The organism is Tabrizicola sp. (assembly GCF_030694085.1).
GTDB lineage: Bacteria > Pseudomonadota > Alphaproteobacteria > Rhodobacterales > Rhodobacteraceae > Tabrizicola.
On record NZ_JAUXZE010000071.1, the window covers coordinates 151,193 to 167,324 of the forward strand.

Here is a 16,132-nt window from a genome sequence, read left to right on the forward strand (position 1 = left end):
AGGGTTGCGTCCCCTTAATCTGCGGCCTGTCAGGGTGCAAGGCGTCAGGGGAAGGCCGCGATCAGGTCGGGCGGGATGACAAGCGGGGTGATCTGGCCTGCCAGGAGCGCGACAAGCATCACGGCAACCGAGGTGCCCAGGGCGAGGCTTGCCGTGCCGCCGGCAGGCCACTGGCGCGACAGCGGCACCGAGAGATGCGCGAAAACCGCCAGCACGGCGAGCCCATAGTAAAGTGCGAAGACCGCAGGCCACGGGTCAGGGGCGTGCAACCCGGCGGCGGCGAAGGCGAGGTCGGTCTCGGTGCCGTGCCAGCGGGCGGACAGGACCGCACCAAGGTGGATCAGCAGGAAGAAGGCCAGGTAAAGGCCCGAGGCTGTCTGCAGTGTCCAACGCCTGCGCCGGACAAACAGCGCAAGGCCCAGCCCGATCTGCATTGCCACGGCCAGCAGAAGGAGCGGCTCAACCAGCGGATTGCGGTAGATCGTGCGGAGCGCAGCCTGCACCGTGCCGTGGGTCGCCTGACCCAATAGTCCCGCCAGGTGGTTGCCCAGATGCAGCGCCAGGAACAGGGCCAGGACGCCCGCTAGCGCCCGGTGCGTGCGCCTCATGCCAGGCCTGCGACCGCCAGCGCCGAGATGCCGAGAAAAGCTACCCACTGCGGCAGGATCCAGACCGTGCCCAATCGCTTGATCCCGTAGAACAGGAACAGGATCGCGGTGCTGAGGAACAGCGCCACGGGAAGCGCTGCAATGGCCAGAGCCTGATCGGGAAACAACCCGGCGGCGATGAGGGCCAGGCCCCCCAACGCCATGAAAGCGGTGGCTGCGTGCCAGACCACCGACCAGACGGCCTTGGCCGGCTCTGGCCAGTGCGCTGCGACCATCGGGCGGTGAATCTCGCGCCCGCCGGGGAAGATATGGACAAGATCAAGAACAAGCGCCGCCACACCTGCGGCCAGAAGCCAAACATTCATTGCATCCTCCATACGGTTGCGTATGGTCTAGCGGACCCGCTGGACCTTGTCCATACGGCTGCGTATGTTTGCCGCATGGGCAAGGTTGATCCGAGAGAAAAGTTGGGACGCACCGACTGGGTGCTAGCCGCCCTGCGCGCGCTGGTTCACGGCGGGATTGGCGCCGTGAAGGTCGAGGTCCTTGCCCGCGAGATCGGGGCGACGAAGGGTTCATTCTATTGGCATTTCAAGGATCTCGGCGAACTTCATAAGGTGATGCTTGAACTTTGGGAAGAGGTTGGGACGCAGCGCATCACGGCGGCAGTGCGCGCGTCAGGACTTGATCCCCGAGGGCAGTTGATGCTTCTGGCCGACATGGTTTCGGTCCGACCGGGCGAGGCGATCGGCGGAGTCGAGATCGAACCCGCCCTACGCGACTGGGGCCGCAACGACCCCCGCGCCCGCGCCGTGCTTGAACGGGTAGACCGCCAGCGGCTAGAGGATTTGGCGGGGTTCCTCCGCGCGGTGGGGGTCAGGGAGGGCGAACTGTTGCCAAAGGCGCAACTCATTTATGCCGCAGTGATCGGGTTAGAACAGTTGCGGCTGACCACCGGGGCAGAAATGGGGACACCTTTGCGCGACCTGGTGATACGGCTGATCGAGTGATGGGATAGTGCGCGGACGAGTGATGGAAGACGAAAGCAGGATTTGGCAACAGGGGATCGGCATCGCGCTTGGGGGTGCGGTGCTGGCGCTGGTCGGGGGCTAGCTCGGCTTTGTGCACCCGTTGGGCGATTCCCTGTCGGTCGGGCGCGGGATCGCGGCGGCGGCGGTGCTGATCCTGGCGGTCTTCGCCAGTTTTGCGGGGCTGCGGATGGCGGCCTTCGTGTCGATGCTGCTGGCGCTTCTGACCGGGGCGCAAGTCCTGCTGGCCTACAGTTGGCCAGGGGTGCCAGGTAGCTACACGCTTTACCAGAAGAACATGCTGTATCGGAACACCGAGTTGCCCGCGCTTGAAGCGGACATCCGTGCCGCCGCTGCGCAGATCGTGACGCTGCAAGAGGTCTCGACCCCGAACCAGGCGATGCTTGCAAATCTGAAGGACATCTATCCGACGCAGCTCCTCTGCCCGGGTGGCAGGGTCGGCGGCCCGGCGATCCTGACACGCCTCGACCCGGTAAAGGGCACCGCCTTCTGCGGCCCGAACCTGGCCGCGCTGCAGGTCGTCTCGGGCGAAAAGCGGTTCTGGCTGGTCTCGGTCCACCTGCGCTGGCCCTGGCCCTACCAGCAGGCCGACCATGTCGACCTGCTGCTGCCGATCCTCGACAAGCTGGAGGGTCCAGTTGTGATGGGCGGCGATTTCAACATGGTCCGCTGGGCGACGTCCGTGACGCGCCTGGCCGAGATCGTCGGGACCCGCCCGGCGGGGCCGACTTTCGGCAGTTACATCGGCCTGACCAGCCTTTTCCCGCTGCCTATCGACCACGTCTTTTCGACCCGCGGCGGCAAGACCGCGGCGCGCCCCGCGCTGGGGTCGGACCATCTTGGCATCCTGGCCGCGGTCGAAATCTGAGGCGTGGTGCGTCCGGCTGGCCGGGCCTCCTGAAGCAGGTTTCCAGTTCGGAGGCTTTGATGCGCGCGATCCTGTTTTGCCTGACCCTTGCCACAACAACCCTGGCCGAGGGCTGGCGCGTGTTGGACGATGCCGGGATCACCTTGGCCCTGTCGGTGCGGGGGCTGCAGTACGAGGACGGCACGACCCAGACCTTCTTCTAAGGTGCCGGACCTTACATGAGGCCGGGGGCGAGGGCCGATATGGGGACCTTTGATGGCCAGGATGGACATGCGCTGCTGGCGCGCCGTGAAAGCTGCTTGTCGTAGACTTCGTCACTCTTCGCTTGCGCCGCGCCGGGCTCGTCCGACGAGAAGACGAAGTCGCACGAGGAGGCGCCGGTCACCCCATCAGCCGCGCGTCGAACGGATAGCGCGTCAGCGTCTCGCAGCCGGTTTCGGTGATCAGCACCTGATCCTCCAGCTTGATCGAGAAATCCCCGCCCTCCGGCGACACCAGCGCCTCGACGCAGAGGACCATCCCCGGCTCCAGCGCCGCATCGAAGGCGCCGGGCATCCAGCCGTCGGGGTAGTGGACATAGGGCCATTCGTCGCAAAGCCCGACGCCGTGCATCTTGCAGGAATACTTCTGCGCCCAGTATTCCGGGGCAAGCTGGTGGCCCTGCATCACCAGGTCCTCGATGGTCACGCCAGGACGAAGCCGCTCTTTATGGTCGGCAATGTGGTCAAGCGCGTGGTGGAAGGCCGAGACCATCGCGTTCGAGGGTCGGGCATCGCCGACCCACCAGGTCCGGCTGATGTCGATGCAGAAGCCGTAGGCGCCGATCAGGTCGGTGTCGAAAGCCACGATCTCGTTCGGCTGCACCAGCCGCGGCCCACATTCCTGGAACCAGGGGTTCGTCCGGGGACCCGAGGCGAGCAAGCGCGTCTCGATCCACTCCCCCCCGCGCCGGATATTGGCGGCATGGAGTTCCGCCCAGATTGCATCCTCGGACACCTTGCCGGACGGCACATTCGCTCGGGTGAAAGCCTCCATCTCGGCAATCCCGGCCTCGCAGGCGACATGAGCGCAGCGCATCGCCAGGATCTCGTCCGGCGTCTTCACCGCGCGAACGCGTTCGGTGACCTCTTCGCCTTCCTCGACAGTGAAGCCGATGGCCTCCAGCGCCCGCAGCCCGTGGACCATGATCTTGTCCACCGCCAGCCGCCGGTTGGTCCCGGCATGTTCCCGCATCACTTCGTCCACCTGCGCGGCAAAGCCCTGCGCCGCCTGCTGTCCCCGGTCGCCGGTCGAGTTGTAAAAGAACGTCGCGCCCGAGCGCAGCTCCTTCACCAGCGGGTTGAAGGTCACGAGGAAGGGCGAGTTCTTGTACTCCCACATCACCATGTGGCCATTGGCGCAGAGAAGGCAGGCCCGGAACGGGTTGTGCGTGTTCCACAGCTGCATGTTGGTCGTGTCGGTCGCGTAGCGGATGTTCAGGGGGTCGAACATCAACAAGCCGCCATAGTCCCGCGCGACCAGCCCCGCCGTCAGCTTGCGCCACCGATCCTCGCGCATCCGGGACAGGTTCGGCAGCGTCAGCCCCGCCGCCGCCCATTCCCCGAACGCCAGCTGAGTTGGCCCGATTTCGACCCGGTCATTGTCGTTCGGCGTCCCGTCCGCCAGCGCAGTGCCGCGCGTGGGGTCGATCTTCCGGCGGTCGCGCTGATAGTCCATGTGGTCCTCTCGTTTGCGCCACACTGCCCCGGCGGCAAGGCCCCGCCTAAGCCAGTCGCGACGTGCACTGGTCGCAAATGTGTTGGTTGCAGCGGCTCGCGCCCCATGCTCAAAGACGGCCATGCCCGATCCGATGCAAAACGCCCCGATCCTGCAGGACCGCCTGCCGCATCTGCCCTGGATCGACCCGCGCACCCGGCGTCTGCCGGGCATCCTGCCGGTCGAGGGCCGCGACTGGCTGCGCCTGGACGAGGCCTACGCCCCCCAGATGGCGCTGCGCGACCGGCTGATTGCAGAGCAGCCCAAGGTCGTCCACGCCCTTCTTCCCCAGGCCCGCCCTGCTGCCGCAGAGCTTTACGCCGCCATCCTTGACTGGCTGCGCCAGGCCCCCGGCTTCAGCTTCGGCCCCGGCCGCATCACGCGTCCCGACGGCACCCCTGTCCCGCTGGACCCGACGCGGCCGCTTCTTACCCTTGGCCGGTTGGTTCAAGAGGACCTCTGCCTGATGGAGCGCACCGGCGAGGAATACGTGCTGACCGGCGGTATTCTCTGTTTCCCCGCCAGCTGGTCGCTAGCCCAGAAGCTTGGACGTCCGCTGACCGGCATCCACAACCCGGTCCCGGTCTACGATGCCGACCTTGCACGACGCGTCGCACGGCTTTTCGATGCGATCCGGCCCGAGCAGCCCTTGTGGCGGATGAACTACCTGACCTACGACGATTTCGTGCTGCACCAGCCCAGGGTCGAGGGCGAAAAGCGCCCGCAGCCCAGGGGCCACGTCTTCATCCGCTGCGAACGCCAGTGCCTTCTGCGCCTGCCCGTCACCAGGGCCGTGGTCTTCACCATCCACACCTATGTCGTCGACGCCGCCTCGGTGACGCCGGAAGACCTTGCCGCCCTGCGCGAGGCCGTGCATTGACCCGCTGTCTTCTGGTCCTTGCACATCCGCTGGGCGACAGCCTGAACGCTCGGCTTGCCAGCACGGTCGAGGCGCTGGCCCGCGATCAGGGCTGGCAGGTCACCCGGCGCGACCTTTACGCGCAAGGCTTCGACCCCCGCCTTACCCCCGCCGAGCGTGCGGGCTACTACGCAACACCTGCCGCCATGCTGGCCGCCACGCTGGCCGAAGAAAAGCAGGAGCTGGCCCAGACCCAGGTCCTGATCCTGGTCTTTCCGACCTGGTGGTTCGGCTTTCCGGCGATCCTGAAGGGCTGGTTCGACCGGGTCTGGACCCCGGGCACCGCCTTCGACCATTCCCCCGGCTTCGGCCCGATGCTGCCGCGCCTTGACGCTTTGCACGAGGTGCTGGCCGTGACGACGATGGGCGCGCCCGCCTGGATCGACTGGCTGGTCCTGCGCCGCCCCCTGCGCCGGATCCTCGCGCTTGCGATCCTGAAACCCTGCGCGCCGAAAGCCCGGCTGACCTGGCGCGCGCTTCATTCTGCCGAGGCGGTGCCCGAGCCCCGCATCGCCAGGCTGGAAGCCACGCTGGCCTCCGACCTCACCCGACTGAAACGGAGACTGACATGCCCGGACTGATCCGCCGTACCCTGCTGATCGGCGGGGCCGCCGCCGTGGCCGCCGGAGGCATTGCCTGGTGGCGGCGCGGCCAGGGCGCAACCGAGATCGCCTATGGCGCCGACCCGCGTCAGGTGATGGACGTGACCCTGCCCGCGGGCAGCGGCCCGCATCCGGTGCTGCTGATGATCCACGGCGGCGCCTTCAAGGTCGGCGACAAGTCCGAGATGACGATCTGGCCCGAACTGACCCAGGCGGGGATTGCCGTCGTGCGGATCAACTACCGCCTGTCCGGTGCCGCGAAATGGCCGGCCCAGGGCGAAGATTGCCTGGCCGCCGTCGTCCACCTGCAACGCGAAGGCATGGCCTTGGGCCTTGATCCGGCCCGGCTGGTGCTACTTGGCCAGTCGGCGGGCGCCTTCCTTGCCGTCTCGACCGCGCTCAGCCTGGTCGAAGTCGGGCTTCGTCCGCGCGGCGTGGTAAGCCTTTTCGGCCCGATGGATTTCTCGACGATGGATCAGGACATGGCGACACTGGGCCGGACCCCGGCGATGGGGGCGACCGATCCCGCCGACAGCGCGGAAAGCGAGCTCCTCGGCTATGCCGTCGGCGAGAACCGCGCCGCCGCCCGAGCGGTGGGGCCGGTCGGTCGGCTCTCCCGGCTGCAAGAGCCGCTGCCGCCGATCCTGATCCGACACGGCGACGCCGACCCCTTGATCGCTGACTTGCAGGCCAAGCGCCTGCGCGAAGCCTGGATCGCGGCTGATCCGCAGGCCGAGGTCGACTACAAGCTCGTCCCTGGCGCAGGCCACGGCGGTGAACTCTTTGAAACGGACCCGGTCAAGGCCGAGGTCCTTGCCTTCCTGCAGAAGACGCTCGGCTAATCCAGATTCCTTCGGCAAAGGCCTTTCACCTGGCACCAAGTATCCCCGCCGGAGGCTCTCCGAGCGGCCTTGCGTCCTTCACGCAAGACCGCGAGACAAAAGACCTGCGCGAAGCGCTCAATTCGAAAATCCGCCGGTCGAAATCCGCCGACACTCACAGGGATTGGTCAGTCGTCAGCCCCGATTTGCCGCAGATCCCGGCCCGCGGCCCAAAGCCATACCCCCCGCCCCAGGCCGTAGGGCAGGGCAAGAAGCACGGTGGCCCAGCCGATCGCATAGCCCGAGACCTGGATCGCGCCTTCAGCCACCGGTCCCGGCGGGGCAGGGGGCTGGTCCGGCTCTGGCACGGGGTCGCGCATCGGCCCCGCCCCGATTTCGCTGCGGATCGACGCAAGGGGGTCATCCCCCGGCGGCAGAAGCTTCGGCTCGGGCAGGACAACAGGTGCGACCGCGCCCGGAGCCAGGGCGGGCGCAAGTTCGGAAGGCTCAGGCGGGGTGGGGCTGGCCGCGTCCCAAAGATGCGGCTGAATCTCCGCGACCAGCGCATTGCCGCGGCGCACGTCGGGGTCCGCCGTGGCGCTGGCATGCGACAGAGTGGCCGCCAGGGTCTTGACCCAGCCCGCAACCCGCAGGTGCGAGGGCACAAAGCGCGACGCGCGACCCAGCTTTTCCGCCGGGATGCGTCTCTGGCCGTCCTTCACGTCGATCGCCACCGCCCGCAACCGCCGGGCCGCCCAGGCGTGGATCGGGGCCACTCCCTGCCGCGCAAGGTACAGGCCCGCCCGCCCCAGCGCGCGCAGGTCGAAGGGCGGCCGCTGCCCACCCGAGGCCCAGATTTCCGGGCGGCCCGCGCCCGGCTTCTTGCGCGAAGGGTCTTTCGCCATGCCTGTTCCGTCCCTGTCTTCGGCCAAGGCTATCTGTGCGCCACATACTTTCCAAGACGTTAATGTCCAAGGTTCAAGGTAAGTAATTTCAGGAGCTTGGGCGATCTGCCCTGCGTGGACATCCATGAAAAAGGGCGCCCGAAGGCGCCCTCTTGGTCCAGGCCAGGTAGGGTGGGCCATCGGCCCACCGCCCCTCAGCAGGAATAGTACATCTGGTACTCGACCGGGTGGGGGGTGTGCTCGTAGGCATAGACCTCCTCCCACTTCAGCGCCATGTAGGCCTCCAGTTGGTCGCGGTCGAACACGTCGCCCGCCAGGAGGAAGTCCATGTCCTTCTCCAGCTCTTCCAGAGCCTCCCGCAGCGAGCCGCAGACGGTCGGAATTTCGGCCAGTTCTTCGGGCGGCAGATCGTAGAGGTCCTTGTCCGAAGCCGGACCCGGGTCGATCTTGTTCTTGATGCCGTCAAGGCCGGCCATCAGCAGCGCCGCGAAAGCCAGGTAGGGGTTCGCCGACGGATCGGGGAAACGGGCCTCGACACGCTTGGCCTTCGGCGATTCCGTCCACGGAATACGGACGCAGCCCGACCGGTTGCGGGCCGAATACGCGCGCAGGACCGGGGCTTCAAAGCCCGGGATCAGGCGCTTGTAGCTGTTAGTGCCGGGGTTGGTCAGCGCGTTCAGGGCCTTGGCATGCTTCAGGATGCCGCCGATGAACCACAGGGCCTCCTGCGACAGGTCGGCATACTTGTCGCCCGCGAACAGCGGCTTGCCGCCCTTCCAGATCGACATGTTGACGTGCATCCCCGAGCCGTTGTCGCCCTTCATGGGCTTCGGCATGAAGGTCACGGTCTTTCCGTAGGCGTGCGCCACGTTGTGGATCACATACTTGTACTTCTGGATGTTGTCGGCCTGTTCGACCAGACCGCCGAAAATCATCCCAAGCTCGTGCTGGCAGGTCGCGACCTCGTGGTGGTGCTTGTCGACCTTGATGCCCATCCGCTTCATGGTGGACAGCATCTCGCCCCGGATGTCCTGGGCCTCGTCGATCGGGTTCACCGGGAAGTAGCCGCCCTTGTGGCCCGCGCGGTGGCCGTAGTTGCCGCCTTCGGTCACGGTGTCGGTGTTCCAGGCGGCGGCTTCGGCGTCGATCTCGTAGGCGACCTTGCGCGGGGTGACCGAGTAGCGCACGTCGTCGAAGAGGAAGAACTCGGCTTCCGGCCCGAAATAGGCCGCGTCACCGATGCCCGAGGACTTGAGGTATGCCTCGGCCTTCAGCGCGATCTGGCGCGGGCAGCGGGCATAGGCCTCGCCCGTATCTGGCTCGACCACGTTGCAGTGCACGCACATGGTCTTTTCGGCGTAGAACGGGTCGATGTAGACCGAGGACGCATCGGGCATCAGCTTCATGTCGGACTGGTCGATCGACTTCCAGCCCGCGATCGACGAGCCGTCGAACATGAAGCCTTCCTCGAAGAAATCCTCGTCCACAAGGTCGGCCACCAGCGTCACGTGCTGGAGCTTGCCCTTGGGGTCGGTGAAGCGGATGTCGACGTATTCGACGTCCTCGTCCTTCATCAGTGTCAGAGCCTTGGCAACGGCGCTCATCTGACTGCCTTTCGGTTTGGGGTTGATGGTTAGGCCCAGAGAGCCGGTTCAGACAGCATCGTCGCCGGTTTCACCGGTGCGGATGCGGATGGCTTGTTCCACGGGGGTGACGAAGATCTTGCCGTCGCCGATCTTGTCGGTGCGCGCGGCCGTGATGATCGCCTGGACGGCGGTGTCGACCATGTCGTCGGTCAGCACGACCTCGATCTTCACCTTGGGCAGGAAGTCGACGACATATTCGGCGCCACGGTAAAGCTCGGTATGGCCCTTCTGGCGGCCGAAGCCCTTGACCTCGGTGACAGACAGGCCCTGGATGCCCGCTTCCTGAAGCGCCTCTTTGACTTCATCCAGCTTGAACGGCTTGATGATCGCTTCGACTTTCTTCATTGGGCCGACTCCCCCCGGTTCCGTCTTTGCCCGTCTCACCACTTCCCCGCGGGGGGGACAATGTGACAGGGTTTTGTTGTGGCTTGTCGCCGGGGGATTCCTTGGGCGATGCCTAAAATTTATGCAATGCGCCTGCGGTGCGGGCAGTTTGAAAACTTGGGTGCTGGAAGAATGACAGAACTCCTGACCGCCGCGCAGATGCGGGCCGTTGAGGCGGCAGCGATAGCCTCGGGTGAGGTCACCGGCCTGGAGCTGATGGAGCGCGCCGGGCGGGGCGTGGTCGAGGCGATCTTCGAGGATTGGCCGGAGCTGCGCGCCACCTCGCACCGGGCGGTGGTCCTGTGTGGGCCGGGCAACAACGGCGGCGACGGGTTCGTCGTGGCGCGGCTGTTGCAGGAGTGGGGCTGGGAGGTTGAGGTGTTCCTCTACGGCGACCCGGAGAAGATGCCTCCGGACGCGCGGGTGAATTATGAGCGGTGGGTGGGGATGGGGGAGGTTGTCCCGCTTGAGAACTACGGCGCGCTGCCCGTCGTGGGGAACAATGCCGCGCTTGGTCCAATGCCCCCCTACGATCCACTTGTCGTGGATGCGGTTTTTGGCATCGGTTGCGTTCGACCAACCGAAGGTCAACTTGCGGAGGTTCTGGACCACGTCAACCACATCGCCCAATACGAACGGACGAAAGTCGTCGCAATCGACCTTCCTAGCGGGTTGTGTTCGGACAGCGGCAGCGGGATCGGAGAGACCGCAGGTGCCAACCTAACGGTCACCTTCCATCGGCAGAAGGTCGGGCAATGGCTTGGTGATGGACCCATACACTGCGGAAGGCTTAGGGTGTGCGACATCGGACTGGCATCGTTCCGGGTTAAAGGTGTGGCAGAGGACGGTACGGAAGTTCTGGAACGCCTTAGGGACGGCGAAGAGCTCGAAGATGCCGACTGGCGAATACTGAAAGGCGGTGTTCGCCTGGTCAACAGGCCACGCCTCCCGTGGAAATGGTCACAGGGCCACAAATACTCCCACGGCCACGCCCTCATCCTCTCCGGCCCCTCCGGTCGCGGTGGCGCGGCGCGGTTGGCGGCGCGGGGAAGCTTGCGGATCGGGGCTGGGGTGGTGACGGTGGGGTGCCCTCCCGACGCCATCCCCGAGCACGCCGCGCGGTTGGATGCGGTGATGCTGCGGGGGGTGGCGGATGGGGAGGCTCTGGCCGGGGTGCTGGAGGATTGGCGGATCAATGCGCTGTGTGTGGGGCCGGGGTTGGGGGTTGGCGACCGGGAAGCGGGGTTGGTCGGGGTGGCGTTGGGGAGTCGGGGTGAACCCCGACCTACGGGGCCTGTAGGTCGGGGTTCACTCCGACTCGTCCTCGACGCCGACGCCCTGACCATCCTCTCCCACCACGCAGACCTCTTCGCCGCCCTGCATGACGGTTGCGTCCTGACCCCCCATGCCGGAGAGTTCGCCCGCCTCTTCCCCGACATCGCCGAAAAGCTCGCGGCCCCCGCCACCAAAGGCCCCGCCTATTCCAAGGTCGACGCCACGCGCGAGGCGGCGAAGCAGGCGGGCTGCGTGGTCCTTTACAAAGGCCCCGACACGGTGATCGCCGACCCCACGGGGCACTGCGCCATCAACTCGGCCCACTACCACCGCGCGGCGCCGTGGCTCGCGACAGCAGGGTCGGGGGATGTGCTGGCGGGGTTTATCACCGGCCTCATGGCGCGGGGGTCCTCGCCCTTTGACGCCGCCTGCACCGGGGCCTGGCTGCATGTGGAATGTGCGCTGTCGTTCGGGCCGGGGCTGATTGCCGAAGACCTGCCCGAGGAGCTGCCGAAGGTGTTCCGGGCTCTGGGTCTGTAGGGTGGTCGATTCGCCCACCTTCCGGTCAAACAGCGCGGTCGATCTTGGTGGACAAATGGATCAGGCTTTCCGAAGCCCTGACCCCGGTCATCGCGCCGATCTGGTCCAGCACCGAATCGAGGACCTGGGTGTTGGGGCAGGCGACCTGCACCAGAAAGTCGAAGCGGCCAGAGGTGGTGAAGACCCGTTCGATCTCGGCAATCGACCGCAAACGGGCCAGAACCGCCGCCTGCGAGCGGGGTTCGATGGTCAGCAGGACCGAGGCCCGCAGCCGCCCCTCCCGCGCGGCCTCACCCAGTTTCAGGGTGTAGCCGGCGATCACGCCGGAGGTCTCCAACCGCTCCAGCCGCGCCTGAATCGTGGACCGCGCGACCTTCAACCGGCGCGATAACGTGGCCACCGAAACCCGCGCGTCGGCGGAGAGAAGCCCAATGATGTTGCGATCAAGTTCGTCCATGCAATCTGCCGTCCCTTTTCGTCATTATAACGACGCAACCGCGCATTTATATAGTTTTGTTCGGTGAAGTTGTAACCCATATGCGTCATCCTCGATTGCAGGAAAAGGGCGGTTCATACGCACCTGGCCTGGTTCACTTGAAACCACGCTGGTGCCCGATCCCATAGCTGCACGGGGAAGGGCGAAGCGTCTTGTTGGCAAAGGAAAATCGGCCGATGGGACTCTCCAAGACAATCTGGTCCAACCCCACTGACTATCTGCGCAAAGAGCAGCCGGAAAACCCGGTGCTGTTCTTCGCCCCCTCGGCCGCGCAAGCCGCCGCGCGGCGGTTCATCGACGGCTTTCCGGGCCTCGTGACCTATGCGGTCAAGTCCAACCCCGGCGAAGCGATGGTGGAGAACCTGGCGGCAGCGGGCATCCGCGGCTTTGACTGCGCCTCGCCCTTCGAGATCGACCTGATCCGCCGTTTGGCCCCCGATGCGGCGATCCACTACAACAACCCGGTCCGCGCACGGCACGAGATCGAATATGCGGTGGCCCGCGGCGTGAAGTCCTACAGCGTCGATTCGAAGTCCGAGCTGGCGAAGCTGATCGAGATGGTTCCGGTCAAAGGCACCGAAATCAGCGTCCGCTTCAAGTTGCCGGTGGCCGGTGCCGCCTACAACTTCGGCGCCAAGTTCGGCGCGACGGTGGAACTGGCGGTGGAGCTTCTGCGCGACGTGGCGGCTGCAGGCTACATCCCTTCGATCACCTTCCACCCTGGCACGCAATGCACCGACCCCCATGCGTGGGAGGCCTATATCCGCGAGGCTGCCAACATCACCAAGGCGGCGGGCGTCAAGATCGCGCGGCTGAACGTCGGCGGCGGTTTCCCGAACCACCGGCTGCAGGCCGTGGTGCCGCAGATCGAGGATACGTTCCAGCTGATCGACCGGGTCACGACCGAGGCTTTCGGTGCCGATCGTCCAGCCCTTATCTGCGAACCGGGCCGGGCGCTGTGCGGCGACGCTTTCGCCTTGGCCGCCCGCGTCAAGGCGCTGCGCGATGGCAGCCACGTGTTCCTGAACGACGGCGTGTATGGCTCGCTCACCGAACTGCCGATGATCGGCGTGATCGACCGGATCGAGGTGCTGACGGCCACGGGCGAGAAGCGGACCGGCGAACCCGTGCCGCGCATCGTCTTCGGGCCGACCTGCGATTCGGTCGACCGGCTCCCGGGGGAGATTCCGTTGCCGTCGGACCTTGCGGAAGGCGACTTCGTCGTCTGGCAGGGCATGGGGTCCTATTCCACGGTCACCAACACCCGGTTCAACGGTTTTGGCGAGCTGCAGATGGCAACAGTGCTAAGCCTGAAGCTCTGACTGTTTGAAATCCACGTGACAACGCTGCGCCCGGCTGGACAAAATCTGTCGGGCGCTTAGCGTTTGTGAAAGTGGTTACCCCGCACGCTTCGGGGCCAGAGTTCACCAAGGAGGGCCGATGCGCCTTCTGGATCGCCTTCGCAGCTTCTTCCGCCGGACCGTCGAGCCCGTGGTGGAGCCGGCGCCTGCGCCCGAGCCGGGCCGTGTGCGCGGGGTTGTCGATCATGTCGTCATCCTGGACGGCACGATGTCCAGCCTTGAGCCGGGGAGGGAAGGGAACGCTGGCCTTCTGTTCCTGCTCTTGAAGGAGATGGGGCACCACGCCAACCGCCGACTTTACTATGAGCCGGGGATGCAGTGGGAAGGCTGGCTGCGGGGGCTGGCGCTGATCGAGGGGCGGGGGATCTCGCCGCAGATCCAGCGGGCCTATGGCTGGCTTGCGTCGGGCTACCGCGAGGGGGATCGGATCTATCTCTTCGGCTATTCGCGCGGGGCCTATGCCGTGCGCTCGCTTGCAGGTGTGATCGACCGGGTCGGCCTGCTGAAACGCGACCACGCGACGGAGCGGGCGGTGCGGTTGGCGTGGCGACATTATGAGCGGGGAGCTGACAGCCCGGCGGCGCGCGCCTTTGTCCGTCGCTTCTGCCATGACGAGGTCCCGATCGAGATGGTCGGGGTCTGGGATACGGTGAAGGCGCTGGGGGTGCGGTTGCCGCTGCTGTGGATGTTCGCCCAGGACCGGCAGGGGTTCCACAGCCACCACCTTGGCCCCTCGATCCGCCACGGCTATCACGCGCTGGCGCTGCACGAGACGCGCGAGGCCTTTGCCCCGGTCCTGTGGGAGTGTCCGCCTGGCTGGGAAGGCAACGTGGAACAGGTCTGGTTCCGGGGCGCGCATGGCGACGTTGGCGGGCAGATCGGCGACTTTGCGGCCGCGCGGCCCCTGGCGAACATCCCGCTGACCTGGATGCTGGAACGCGCCGAGGCGCTGGGGCTTTCACTTCCTGAAAGTTGGCGCGCGCGGTATCCTTGCGACCCCGAGGCGCCGATGGTCGGCACCTGGAAAAGCTGGGGCAGGGCGTTCCTGCTGCGCCGCAGCCGCGTGGTGGGTCTGGACAGGTCAGAGCGGCTGCATCCAACGGCCCTTGGCGCGGCCGAGGGGCGCTGGCCCAGCGAGCAACCGGCGGAATAGGACTTCAAGCCGCCTGCTCCGCCCCCTAGTCTGAACCGACATCGCTGCATCGAGGCCCGCTATGAGATCCGTCACCGTCGCCGCCACCCAGTTTGCCTGCACCTGGGACCTGCCCGCCAACGCCGACCGCGCCGAGGCGCTGGTTCGCGAGGCGGCCGCACAGGGCGCTTTGGTCGTGCTGATCCAGGAGCTTTTCGCAGCCCCCTATTTCTGTATCGAGCAGCATCCGAAGTATTTCGATCTGGCCGCACCGCTTGCCGGTCACCCGCTGGTCGCCCGTTTCGCCGCGCTGGCGCGCGAGTTGGGAGTGGTGATCCCGGTCAGCGTCTTCGAACGCGCGGGTCAGGCCTTCTTCAATTCGGTCGCGATGGTCGATGCGGATGGGAGTGTCCTGGGTGTCTACCGGAAAAGCCACATCCCGCAGGGGCCGGGGTATGAGGAGAAATACTACTTCTCGCCCGGGGACACCGGATTTCGGGTCTGGGACACGGCATACTGCCGGATTGGAGTGGGCATCTGCTGGGACCAGTGGTTTCCAGAATCCGCGCGGGCGATGGCTTTGCAGGGGGCAGAGGTAATCATGTATCCGACCGCCATCGGGTCCGAGCCGCCCGCGCCCGGCTATGACAGCCAGCCGCATTGGGAGAGGGTTCAGCGTGGCCACGCGGCAGCCAATCTGGTGCCGGTGGTCGCCTCGAACCGGATTGGGGTGGAGGTGGCACCGGACGGGCGCGAGGTGACGTTCTATGGCTCATCCTTCATCAGCGACCACACCGGGCAACTGGTCGCGAAGGCCGATCGGGAGTCGGAAGGAGTGATTGTCCACCAGTTCGACCTTGACGCGATTGCGGCGCTGCGGGCGAGCTGGGGCCTGTTCCGCGACCGGCGGCCCGAGTTGTATAGAGCCGTCGGTACGCTGGACGGTCAGGCATGAACTCGTCGGTTGCTTCGCGTCGCTCCGAGAAGGCGCCCGACGGCTGTAGAGCAGCGACGGGATGACCAGTCAGGCGGCCTTCAGCGTGTCCGCCATCTGGTGATTGCGGTCGCGGTGCCCGGCCTCGTCGGCGCGGACGGCGATGACAACGTCGCGCAGGCGGGCAGCCTGGGGCAGGTGCCAGTAGTCGATGGCGATCTGCGGGGCCGCGATGTTCTGGACATGGCCCGCTTCGATCTGAGCGAGGTATTGGGTGTAGCTGACGACTGCCTCTTCTTCGAGATAGCCCACGATCCGGTGCGCAATTCGGGGGGTGAAGAGGTAGAGCCAGAAGTAGGCGTTATAGAAGATCGCCTGGCCGATCATGATGACCGCCCTCTCGAACCGCGAGGGCTGGGCGACGTGGATGAAGGTCATCAGGTGCATCCGTTCGTTGTCAGCCTCTTCCAGCAGTTCCCTGATCCAGCCCTGGTCGTCCCGGATGTGACGCAGCGCCTTCAGGTGCTGAAGCAGCCCACCCACCATCCCCGGCACCGCGGCGATGGTTTCCAGCACGACCGCGCGGTGGCCGTAGCGTTTGGAGAAAAAGGCGTCTGCGAAGAGACGCATGATTTTCACCGTCCTCAGCGCCACCCGGTCGCCAAGGCTTTCAGGCCGGTGATGGGCCTTCAGGTCGATGTAGGTGTCCTTCATGGGGATACTCCTCAGGGAAAGCACAACCCTGATATGGGATGTTCCCGACGAAAAACTTCAGGTTTCCGCTGCGGCGTGACCGCGCAGCAAAAAGCCGCCCCGGAGGGCGGCCCTTGACGTCTG

Annotated in this window: 18 protein-coding genes; 10 read left to right on the plus strand and 8 right to left on the minus strand. The window is 65.9% G+C overall.

What is annotated here, in order from left to right; all coding sequences use genetic code 11:
- Positions 1 to 44: 44 nt before the first annotated feature.
- Both Q8M85_RS16310 and Q8M85_RS16315 read right to left on the minus strand, forming a co-directional pair.
- On the minus strand, positions 45 to 608 hold the full coding sequence (locus Q8M85_RS16310) for a hypothetical protein (RefSeq protein WP_305546513.1): 564 nt from the start codon (positions 606 to 608) through the stop codon (positions 45 to 47).
- Positions 605 to 973, minus strand: coding sequence for a hypothetical protein (locus Q8M85_RS16315; protein ID WP_305546515.1), 369 nt, complete (start codon positions 971 to 973; stop codon positions 605 to 607). The genes Q8M85_RS16310 and Q8M85_RS16315 overlap by 4 nt, the downstream gene beginning before the upstream one ends.
- A 102-nt stretch (positions 974 to 1,075) precedes the next feature.
- On the opposite strand from Q8M85_RS16315, the gene Q8M85_RS16320 reads away from it, so the two are divergent.
- The 3 genes from Q8M85_RS16320 to Q8M85_RS16330 all read left to right on the plus strand — a co-directional run bounded on the left by Q8M85_RS16320 (position 1,076) and on the right by Q8M85_RS16330 (position 2,728).
- Positions 1,076 to 1,618, plus strand: a complete 543-nt coding sequence (locus tag Q8M85_RS16320; protein WP_305546517.1) for a TetR/AcrR family transcriptional regulator — start codon at positions 1,076 to 1,078, stop codon at positions 1,616 to 1,618.
- A 121-nt stretch (positions 1,619 to 1,739) separates the two neighbouring features.
- Entirely contained in the window at positions 1,740 to 2,525 is a 786-nt protein-coding gene (locus Q8M85_RS16325; RefSeq protein WP_305546519.1) for an endonuclease/exonuclease/phosphatase family protein, read from the plus strand.
- 59 nt (positions 2,526 to 2,584) lie between these two features.
- Positions 2,585 to 2,728 (plus strand): hypothetical protein, encoded by a 144-nt coding sequence (locus tag Q8M85_RS16330; protein WP_305546521.1) that lies wholly within the window; start codon positions 2,585 to 2,587, stop codon positions 2,726 to 2,728.
- Positions 2,729 to 2,906: 178 nt separating this feature from the next.
- On the opposite strand, the gene dddP is transcribed toward Q8M85_RS16330, so the two are convergent.
- A complete protein-coding gene (gene dddP, locus Q8M85_RS16335; protein WP_305546523.1) occupies positions 2,907 to 4,241 on the minus strand; it encodes a dimethylsulfonioproprionate lyase DddP in 1,335 nt (444 codons plus the stop codon).
- Positions 4,242 to 4,362: 121 nt separating this feature from the next.
- Here dddP and Q8M85_RS16340 point away from each other — a divergent pair, with 121 nt between their 5' ends.
- The 3 genes from Q8M85_RS16340 to Q8M85_RS16350 are packed head-to-tail and all read left to right on the plus strand — an operon-like array spanning position 4,363 to position 6,643.
- Positions 4,363 to 5,160, plus strand: a complete 798-nt coding sequence (locus tag Q8M85_RS16340) for a DUF3445 domain-containing protein (protein ID WP_305546525.1) — start codon at positions 4,363 to 4,365, stop codon at positions 5,158 to 5,160.
- Entirely contained in the window at positions 5,157 to 5,780 is a 624-nt protein-coding gene (locus Q8M85_RS16345) for an NAD(P)H-dependent oxidoreductase (RefSeq protein ID WP_305546527.1), read from the plus strand. Before Q8M85_RS16340 ends, Q8M85_RS16345 begins: the two co-directional genes overlap by 4 nt.
- Positions 5,768 to 6,643 carry an alpha/beta hydrolase gene (locus Q8M85_RS16350; RefSeq protein ID WP_305546529.1) on the plus strand — a complete coding sequence of 292 codons (876 nt, stop codon included), beginning with the start codon at positions 5,768 to 5,770 and terminating at the stop codon, positions 6,641 to 6,643. The genes Q8M85_RS16345 and Q8M85_RS16350 overlap by 13 nt, the downstream gene beginning before the upstream one ends.
- A 167-nt stretch (positions 6,644 to 6,810) precedes the next feature.
- On the opposite strand, the gene Q8M85_RS16355 is transcribed toward Q8M85_RS16350, so the two are convergent.
- From Q8M85_RS16355 to Q8M85_RS16365, 3 genes are all read right to left on the minus strand, one after another.
- Positions 6,811 to 7,527, minus strand: a complete 717-nt coding sequence (locus Q8M85_RS16355; protein ID WP_305546531.1) for a hypothetical protein — start codon at positions 7,525 to 7,527, stop codon at positions 6,811 to 6,813.
- Between the two features lie 194 nt (positions 7,528 to 7,721).
- Positions 7,722 to 9,131, minus strand: a complete 1,410-nt coding sequence (glnA, locus tag Q8M85_RS16360) for a type I glutamate--ammonia ligase (protein ID WP_305546533.1) — start codon at positions 9,129 to 9,131, stop codon at positions 7,722 to 7,724.
- 48 nt (positions 9,132 to 9,179) lie between these two features.
- Positions 9,180 to 9,518, minus strand: a complete 339-nt coding sequence (locus tag Q8M85_RS16365) for a P-II family nitrogen regulator (protein ID WP_305546535.1) — start codon at positions 9,516 to 9,518, stop codon at positions 9,180 to 9,182.
- Between the two features lie 171 nt (positions 9,519 to 9,689).
- On the opposite strand from Q8M85_RS16365, the gene Q8M85_RS16370 reads away from it, so the two are divergent.
- On the plus strand, positions 9,690 to 11,372 hold the full coding sequence (locus tag Q8M85_RS16370; RefSeq protein WP_305546537.1) for an NAD(P)H-hydrate dehydratase: 1,683 nt from the start codon (positions 9,690 to 9,692) through the stop codon (positions 11,370 to 11,372).
- A 25-nt stretch (positions 11,373 to 11,397) separates the two neighbouring features.
- Here the strand turns inward: Q8M85_RS16370 and Q8M85_RS16375 are convergent, their stop codons facing one another.
- Positions 11,398 to 11,829 carry an Lrp/AsnC family transcriptional regulator gene (locus Q8M85_RS16375; protein WP_294970423.1) on the minus strand — a complete coding sequence of 144 codons (432 nt, stop codon included), beginning with the start codon at positions 11,827 to 11,829 and terminating at the stop codon, positions 11,398 to 11,400.
- A 215-nt stretch (positions 11,830 to 12,044) separates the two neighbouring features.
- Between Q8M85_RS16375 and Q8M85_RS16380 the strand changes: the two genes are divergently transcribed.
- The 3 genes from Q8M85_RS16380 to aguB all read left to right on the plus strand — a co-directional run bounded on the left by Q8M85_RS16380 (position 12,045) and on the right by aguB (position 15,316).
- Positions 12,045 to 13,190, plus strand: coding sequence for a type III PLP-dependent enzyme (locus Q8M85_RS16380; protein WP_305546541.1), 1,146 nt, complete (start codon positions 12,045 to 12,047; stop codon positions 13,188 to 13,190).
- Positions 13,191 to 13,308: 118 nt separating this feature from the next.
- Positions 13,309 to 14,382, plus strand: a complete 1,074-nt coding sequence (locus Q8M85_RS16385; RefSeq protein WP_305546543.1) for a DUF2235 domain-containing protein — start codon at positions 13,309 to 13,311, stop codon at positions 14,380 to 14,382.
- 61 nt (positions 14,383 to 14,443) lie between these two features.
- On the plus strand, positions 14,444 to 15,316 hold the full coding sequence (gene aguB / locus Q8M85_RS16390) for an N-carbamoylputrescine amidase (RefSeq protein WP_305546545.1): 873 nt from the start codon (positions 14,444 to 14,446) through the stop codon (positions 15,314 to 15,316).
- Positions 15,317 to 15,385: 69 nt separating this feature from the next.
- Here the strand turns inward: aguB and Q8M85_RS16395 are convergent, their stop codons facing one another.
- Entirely contained in the window at positions 15,386 to 16,009 is a 624-nt protein-coding gene (locus Q8M85_RS16395) for an alternative oxidase (RefSeq protein ID WP_305546547.1), read from the minus strand.
- Positions 16,010 to 16,132: the final 123 nt, after the last annotated feature.

Coding starts and splice junctions, on each gene's coding strand:
- Q8M85_RS16310 (WP_305546513.1), bottom strand. CDS start 608: ATGAGGCGCACGCACCGGGCGCTAGCGGGCGTCCTGGCCCTGTTCCTG.
- Q8M85_RS16330 (WP_305546521.1), top strand. CDS start 2,585: ATGCGCGCGATCCTGTTTTGCCTGACCCTTGCCACAACAACCCTGGCC.
- dddP (WP_305546523.1), bottom strand. CDS start 4,241: ATGGACTATCAGCGCGACCGCCGGAAGATCGACCCCACGCGCGGCACT.
- Q8M85_RS16395 (WP_305546547.1), bottom strand. CDS start 16,009: ATGAAGGACACCTACATCGACCTGAAGGCCCATCACCGGCCTGAAAGC.
- Q8M85_RS16315 (WP_305546515.1), bottom strand. CDS start 973: ATGAATGTTTGGCTTCTGGCCGCAGGTGTGGCGGCGCTTGTTCTTGAT.
- Q8M85_RS16355 (WP_305546531.1), bottom strand. CDS start 7,527: ATGGCGAAAGACCCTTCGCGCAAGAAGCCGGGCGCGGGCCGCCCGGAA.
- Q8M85_RS16370 (WP_305546537.1), top strand. CDS start 9,690: ATGACAGAACTCCTGACCGCCGCGCAGATGCGGGCCGTTGAGGCGGCA.
- Q8M85_RS16340 (WP_305546525.1), top strand. CDS start 4,363: ATGCCCGATCCGATGCAAAACGCCCCGATCCTGCAGGACCGCCTGCCG.
- Q8M85_RS16375 (WP_294970423.1), bottom strand. CDS start 11,829: ATGGACGAACTTGATCGCAACATCATTGGGCTTCTCTCCGCCGACGCG.
- glnA (WP_305546533.1), bottom strand. CDS start 9,131: ATGAGCGCCGTTGCCAAGGCTCTGACACTGATGAAGGACGAGGACGTC.
- Q8M85_RS16350 (WP_305546529.1), top strand. CDS start 5,768: ATGCCCGGACTGATCCGCCGTACCCTGCTGATCGGCGGGGCCGCCGCC.
- Q8M85_RS16385 (WP_305546543.1), top strand. CDS start 13,309: ATGCGCCTTCTGGATCGCCTTCGCAGCTTCTTCCGCCGGACCGTCGAG.
- Q8M85_RS16380 (WP_305546541.1), top strand. CDS start 12,045: ATGGGACTCTCCAAGACAATCTGGTCCAACCCCACTGACTATCTGCGC.
- Q8M85_RS16365 (WP_305546535.1), bottom strand. CDS start 9,518: ATGAAGAAAGTCGAAGCGATCATCAAGCCGTTCAAGCTGGATGAAGTC.
- aguB (WP_305546545.1), top strand. CDS start 14,444: ATGAGATCCGTCACCGTCGCCGCCACCCAGTTTGCCTGCACCTGGGAC.